This window comes from Rhodococcus sp. IEGM 1379, from assembly GCF_030056815.1.
GTDB lineage: Bacteria > Actinomycetota > Actinomycetes > Mycobacteriales > Mycobacteriaceae > Rhodococcus_F.
In genome coordinates this window covers 1-6556 of sequence record NZ_JASHKR010000139.1, presented here as the reverse complement: position 1 = coordinate 6556, position 6556 = coordinate 1, and the positions used below count along the sequence as shown (strand labels likewise).

The window sequence follows — 6556 nt, the reverse complement described above, 5'->3', positions numbered from 1 at the left end:
GTCTGTTCATTCTCCGTTAACCATGTGTGGTCCAGCCGGACACCGCGCCCGCCTACTTTTCTCTATGGGCAGCGCCGCGCTGCCTGATGACGGGCTCTGTGCCCGCATCTCATGTCGCCGCCTGATCGTGGGCCCGGCGGTAGCGATTTCCGGAGGATCTAGGTGAATCTCAAGCGCAGTGGTGCCTTGCTCGGCGTAGTAGCCGTAGGCGCCATGACCTTGGCCGCATGTGGCAGCGACAACAACGCGTCGTCGGGTGGTGTGGACACGTCCACCTCCACCGCTACATGTGAAGGTAAGGAAAAGATCTCCGCAGCCGGCTCGTCCGCGCAGAAGAACGCGATGGATCAGTTTGTCTCCACCTACATCGCCGTGTGCAATGACAAGGGCAAGTCGGTCAACGTCGCCTACAACCCCAGCGGTTCCGGCGACGGCCGTACCCAGTTCATCGCCGGCCAGATCGACTTCGCCGGTTCCGACTCGGCAATCAAGGACGAGCAGGCAGACAAGGCCAAGGAGCGTTGTGTCGGCGGCGAAGCCTGGAACCTTCCCCTCGTCTTCGGTCCGATCGCAGTCGCTTTCAACGTCGACGGCGTCGACAACCTCGTGCTCAACGCCGAGGTTCTCGCCAAGATCTTCAACGGCGGTATCACCAACTGGAACGATCCGGCCATCGCCGCTCTCAACACGGGCGCAAAGTTGCCTGATCTGAAGATCAACCCGGTGATCCGCTCCGATTCCTCGGGCACCACCGACAACTTCCAGAAGTACCTCGAGGCAGCGTCAGGCGGTGCCTGGACGTCCGGCGCAGGTTCCGACTTCACCGGTGGCGTCGGTGAGGGCGCCAAGGGTTCAGCCGGAGTTGCGCAGGCAGTCAAGTCTGCACCGGGCTCGATTACGTACGTCGAGAAGTCGTTTGCCGATCAGAACAAGCTGTCGACGGCCGAGATCAACACGGGCACCGCAGCAGTCGCACTGACCAACGAGACAGCGGCAAAGTCGATTGCCGGCGCCAAGTTCAAGTCCGACGCCACCGGCGACCTGACGCTCGACCTCGGGTCGATCTTCAAGACCAACGAAGCCGGCGCCTACCCGCTGGTGCTGGCCACGTACTCCATCGTCTGCTCCAAGGGCTACGACGCCGATACCTCGGCCGCCGTCAAGTCCTTCCTGACCAGTGCAGCCAACGAGGGCCAGGCCAATCTGGCAGAGCAGGGATACGTTCCGCTGCCTGCGAATGTGAAGGACAAGCTGAACGCGTCTATCTCCGCGATCAGCTGAAACCGACACGCGGACTAGTACGGACCGGCCCATGGATCTACATTCAAACGTGAAGGAATGTGAGCGCACATGAATGACGCGCCCATCACATCGACATCTCGTTCCTCCGGCCCCGCAACCAGCGGGGCCGGGGTGGGCGGTCCGAACGGCACCACGGAGGACACGATTACATCCACCAAAGCCCCTGAGATCGAGCCTTCGTCGAAAGGCGAAGGTTCAGGTTCCGGCAGCGCGAAGATCGTAACGCGTCCGGGCGATCGGATCTTCAGTTCTCTGGCGTCGGGCTCGGCGATCTTCATCACCGTCGTGATCGCTGCGATCGGGGCCTTCCTGATCTGGCGGGCCGTACCGGCACTGAGCCGCAACCAGGTCAACTTCCTGACGAGCAGCAAGTGGGTCACGCAGGACATCAATGCCATGGCTTTCGGTGTCCTCGACCTCTTCCAGGTCACTGTTCTCGTATCGCTTTTCGCACTGGTAATGGCCATGCCGATCGCACTGGGCATTGCGATCTTCCTGACGTCGTACTCGCCCAAATGGCTGACGCGTCCACTGTCTTACACGATCGACCTGCTCGCTGCGGTCCCGTCCATCGTCTACGGACTGTGGGGCTTGCTGGTGTTCGCTCCGGCAATCACACCGGTTGCGGTGTGGCTCAACAAGACTTTCGGATGGTTCCCGCTCTTCGCCGACGGCAGTGGTTCCATCACCGGCGGCGGCACCATCTTCACAGCCGGCATCGTCCTGGCCGTCATGATTCTTCCCGTGATCACCGCGGTGACCCGCGAGGTATTCATCCAGACCCCGCGCTCGCAGATCGAAGCCGCACTCGCGCTCGGTGCGACGCGCTGGGAAGTTGTTCGTACCACGGTCATTCCGTTCGGAAAGTCCGGCTACATCAGCGGATCGATGCTCGGCCTGGGCCGCGCACTCGGTGAAACGATGGCGCTATACCTGATTCTGCGCACCACGTCGCAGTCGTTCGGCTGGTCGTTGTTCGACGGCGGATCGACCATCGCTTCCAAGATCGCCCTCGGATATGCGGAGTTCAACAACGACATCCAAGCCGGCGCGTATATCGCCGCCGGACTGGTGCTGTTCGTGCTGACCTTCGTGGTCAACGCTGCTGCCCGCGCTGTAATCGCCGGAAAGAAGGACTGACCAATGACTTCCACTCTGGATCGCCCTGTCAAGGCGCCCACATTCCAGGGCGTCGGAGCAACCCGCCGCGCCAAGGACGTCACCGCCACGATCCTGGTCAGCCTCGCAGTTCTCATCGCACTCATTCCGCTCGTCTGGGTTCTGTTCACCGTCATTGCAAAGGGCTTGCCCGCGTTGACGTCTGCAACGTGGTTCACCAATTCGATGAGTGGACTGACGGCGTCGGCGTCCGGCGGCGGTGTCTATCACGCCTTGATCGGGACTTTGATGCAAGGCCTCGTGTGTGCGGTCTTCTCCATCCCGCTCGGCATCTTCGTCGCCATCTATCTGGTGGAGTACGCAGACCGAAAGTCCAAGCTGGGCAAGCTCACTACCTTCATGGTCGACATCCTCAGCGGTGTTCCGTCCATCGTTGCCGCACTGTTCATCTACGCACTGTGGATCGCGACGTTCGGCTTCCCCAAGTCGGCTTTCGCAGTGTCCCTTGCTCTGGTTCTCCTGATGGTCCCGGTAGTTATCCGCTCCACCGAGGAAATGCTCCGCATCGTCCCCATGGATCTGCGTGAGGCGTCGTACGCCCTCGGTGTGCCGAAGTGGAAGACCATCTCGAAAATTGTTCTGCCGACAGCACTTCCCGGCATCATCACGGGCGTCATGCTCGCGCTGGCCCGTGTGCTCGGCGAGACCGCGCCGCTGCTGATCCTCGTCGGCTACGCACCGTTCATCAACTTCGATCTGTTCAACGGCGAAATGGGCACCTTGCCTTCGCTCATGGTCGCCGAGATGAACAACCCCACCGATGCCGGCACCAACCGAATCTGGGGCGCCGCACTGACCCTGATTCTGATGATCGCGATTCTCAATATCATCGCGAAGCTGATCGGTCACTTCTCTCAGGTTCGCAGCAAGTGACGCGGCCTCAGTTCATGTTCATACTTAAATCGCAGATAGATAACGCGAACCACTCAGTAGGGAGCCGGTAATGGCCAAGCGTCTGGATCTCAAGGACGTCAACATCTACTACGGCAAGTTCCACGCCGTCGCAGATGTGGGCCTCTCCGTCCCACCCCGCAGCGTCACCGCATTCATCGGCCCGTCCGGTTGTGGTAAGTCCACTGTTCTCCGCTCACTCAACCGCATGCACGAAGTGATTCCCGGTGCGCGCGTCGAGGGTTCGGTATTGCTCGACGGTGAGGACATCTACGGTTCCAACGTCGACCCGGTCGGTGTCCGCAAGACCATCGGCATGGTGTTCCAGCGACCCAACCCGTTCCCGACGATGTCGATCAAGGACAACGTCGTCGCCGGCTTGAAGTTGCAGGGCGAGCGCAACAAGAAGCGGCTCGACGAGGTTGCCGAGCGTTCCCTGCGCGGCGCGAACCTGTGGAACGAGGTGAAGGACCGCCTCGACAAGCCCGGCGGTGGCCTCTCCGGTGGTCAGCAGCAGCGTCTGTGCATCGCGCGTGCCATCGCGGTGTCTCCGGACGTCCTGCTCATGGATGAGCCCTGCTCGGCTCTGGACCCGATTTCTACTCTGGCGATCGAGGATCTGATCACCGAGTTGAAGAAGGATTTCACCATCGTCATCGTCACGCACAACATGCAGCAGGCTGCGCGTGTCAGTGACCAGACGGCGTTCTTCAACCTCGAGGCGACCGGCAAGCCCGGTCAACTCGTCGAAATCGACGACACCGAGAAGATTTTCTCGAATCCGACGCAGAAGGCCACCGAGGACTACATCTCGGGCCGCTTCGGATAGTTCGCTGCACGTTCATGTTTCACCCCCGTTTCCTCCCGGAGACGGGGGTGAAACTTTTGCGTTTGGTGATAGTTCCCACTCGGACGCCCTACCGCTGAGCGTCGTTGGGCGCGCGTATAATTCGATGAGCAGCACAAGCGGGATCTGTGACGGCTCGAGTAGCCGTACTCGGCAAAGTGGACAATACTGACGACGCTTCGGGGAATGCTAGTCTCGCCCCGTCAGTGCGCTGTTGGATCACGACGGCACTGCTCTACGACCGGAAGGGCCCCATTTCATGCACCTCACCCCTTCAGATACCGAAAAACTGCTGCTGAGCGTCGCAGGCATGGTTGCGCGAGACCGGCGTGAGCGCGGCGTGCTGCTGAATTATCCCGAGTCGATGGCACTGATTTCCTGTTGGATTCTCGAACGTGCGCGCGATGGGATGACGGTCGCGGAGTTGATGAACGCGGGTCGTCAGGTGCTCACGCGCAGCGACGTCATGGAAGGGGTTCCCGAGATGATCAACAACGTCCAGGTCGAAGCCACCTTCCCGGACGGACGCAAGCTGGTTACCGTCACGGAACCCATCCGATGATTCCCGGTGAGGTACGCGTATCGACGCAGCCGCTCGAATTCGGTTCGGAGGCAGTGCGCATCACGTTGGTTGTCGTCAACGACGGAGACAGGCCGATTCAGATCGGTTCGCATCTGCACCTTCCGGCCGCCAATCCCGCGCTGACGTTCGATCGTGACGAGGCAGAAGGTTTCCGGCTCGATATCCCGTCCGGGACATCGGTACGGTTCGAACCCGGTGTCTCGCGTACGGTGACGCTGATCGAACTCGGTGGACTCAAACGAGTCCCGGGTTTGCAGATTCTGCCCGAAAATATACTGCCCACGCACGCAAGGGAACCCAAGACGGTGATGCCCTTCGGTACGCCGGGTGTCGAGGTGGAAGAACCACTGCGAGCGTCGCCGGTGAATGTGCGAATCAGTGATGTCGCGGTCGAGGACGATTCGACCGACGGTGATCTCGACGGCGTCGGCGTTCTCGAATTCGATATTGATACAGACTTTGATGGGGTGACTACGTAGTGAGCACGATCGATCGGCGTGGATACGCCTCCCTGTACGGCCCGACCGCCGGCGACCAAATCCGTTTGGCAGATACCGATCTGTGGATCGAGATCGAACACGACTACACGGCGACCGGCGACGAAATGGTGTTCGGCGGCGGCAAGAGTATCCGCGAATCCATGGGCCAGGGCCTGACCACTCGTGATCAGGGCGCCCTCGACGTAGTCATCACCAACGTCGTGATTCTCGATCATTGGGGAATTGTCCGGGCAGACGTCGGAATTCGTGACGGCCGCATCGTGGCGATCGGAAAGTCGGGTAACCCCGACATCATGAACGGCGTCCACCCGAAGTTGCTCATCGGACCCAGCACCGACGTGATTGCCGGGGAGGGAAAGATTCTCACGGCCGGCGCGATCGACACACACGTTCATTTCCTCAGCGAAATCGAGATGCTCGAGGCTCTGGCAACCGGCACGACCACGGTTGCCGGCGGCGGAACCGGCCCGACCGAGGCCAGCAAGGCAACGACGGTTACGCCCGGCGCCTGGTCGCTGACGATGATGCACCGCGCGCTCGACCACATTCCCCTCAATGTCCTTCTCCTCGGCAAAGGCAGCACTGTCAGCCATGAGGCGCTTCGTCAAGAGGCTCTTGCCGGCGCCGGCGGTTTCAAGGTGCACGAGGACTGGGGTTCTACGCCGGCCGCCATCGACGCAGCGCTTCGAGCGGCGGACGAGTTCGGTCTCCAAGTTGCCCTGCATGCCGACAGTCTCAACGAAACCGGTTACGTCCAGCACACTTTGGACGCTATTGCGGGACGAGGCATCCACGTCTTCCATGCGGAAGGTGCCGGCGGCGGACACGCTCCCGACATCATCGTCACGGCCGGAGAGGCGAATGTCCTTCCAGCATCGACTAATCCGACGCTGCCGCATACCGTCAACACGGTGGCCGAGCATCTGGACATGCTGATCGTGTGCCATGCGCTCAATCCTCGTGTGCCGGAAGACCTTGCGTTCGCCGAGTCGCGAATTCGCCCGACCACCATTGCGGCAGAAGACTTCCTGCACGATATCGGTGCCATCTCCATCACGTCGTCCGACGCCCAGGCGATGGGCCGCATCGGTGAGGTGACGTTGCGAACCTGGCAGGTAGCGCACGTGATGAAGGCGCAGCACGGAAAGTTGGGTACCAGCATGCCGGCCGACAACGAGCGTGCCCGTCGGTACGTCGCCAAGTACACGATCTGCCCGGCGGTGGCGCATGGTATCGACCATGAGGTCGGCTCGA

The 6556-nt window shown here is 61.0% G+C and carries 7 protein-coding genes; all 7 read left to right on the top strand.

The window, feature by feature from the left end:
* The first annotated feature begins 162 nt into the window (after window positions 1-162).
* Entirely contained in the window at window positions 163-1281 is a 1119-nt protein-coding gene (gene pstS, locus QM600_RS28525) for a phosphate ABC transporter substrate-binding protein PstS (protein WP_283265106.1), read from the top strand.
* Between the two features lie 69 nt (window positions 1282-1350).
* Window positions 1351-2442 carry a phosphate ABC transporter permease subunit PstC gene (gene pstC, locus QM600_RS28520; RefSeq protein ID WP_283265105.1) on the top strand — a complete coding sequence of 364 codons (1092 nt, stop codon included), beginning with the start codon at window positions 1351-1353 and terminating at the stop codon, window positions 2440-2442.
* 3 nt (window positions 2443-2445) lie between these two features.
* Window positions 2446-3354, top strand: a complete 909-nt coding sequence (gene pstA / locus QM600_RS28515; protein ID WP_283265104.1) for a phosphate ABC transporter permease PstA — start codon at window positions 2446-2448, stop codon at window positions 3352-3354.
* Between the two features lie 70 nt (window positions 3355-3424).
* A complete protein-coding gene (gene pstB / locus QM600_RS28510; protein ID WP_033233969.1) occupies window positions 3425-4201 on the top strand; it encodes a phosphate ABC transporter ATP-binding protein PstB in 777 nt (258 codons plus the stop codon).
* A gap of 277 nt (window positions 4202-4478) precedes the next feature.
* Window positions 4479-4781 carry an urease subunit gamma gene (gene ureA / locus QM600_RS28505; RefSeq protein WP_094271259.1) on the top strand — a complete coding sequence of 101 codons (303 nt, stop codon included), beginning with the start codon at window positions 4479-4481 and terminating at the stop codon, window positions 4779-4781.
* Window positions 4778-5281, top strand: a complete 504-nt coding sequence (gene ureB / locus QM600_RS28500; RefSeq protein ID WP_283265103.1) for an urease subunit beta — start codon at window positions 4778-4780, stop codon at window positions 5279-5281. The genes ureA and ureB overlap by 4 nt, the downstream gene beginning before the upstream one ends.
* Window positions 5281-6556 (top strand): urease subunit alpha (locus QM600_RS28495; RefSeq protein WP_283265102.1); only part of this gene is annotated, 1276 nt, incomplete at its 3' end. The genes ureB and QM600_RS28495, both read left to right, overlap by 1 nt.

What these genes read in the sequence shown, in the direction of transcription:
- pstB (WP_033233969.1), top strand. Translation starts at nt 3,425, where the DNA reads ATGGCCAAGCGTCTGGATCTCAAGGACGTCAACATCTACTACGGCAAG.
- pstC (WP_283265105.1), top strand. Translation starts at nt 1,351, where the DNA reads ATGAATGACGCGCCCATCACATCGACATCTCGTTCCTCCGGCCCCGCA.
- ureA (WP_094271259.1), top strand. Translation starts at nt 4,479, where the DNA reads ATGCACCTCACCCCTTCAGATACCGAAAAACTGCTGCTGAGCGTCGCA.
- ureB (WP_283265103.1), top strand. Translation starts at nt 4,778, where the DNA reads ATGATTCCCGGTGAGGTACGCGTATCGACGCAGCCGCTCGAATTCGGT.
- pstA (WP_283265104.1), top strand. Translation starts at nt 2,446, where the DNA reads ATGACTTCCACTCTGGATCGCCCTGTCAAGGCGCCCACATTCCAGGGC.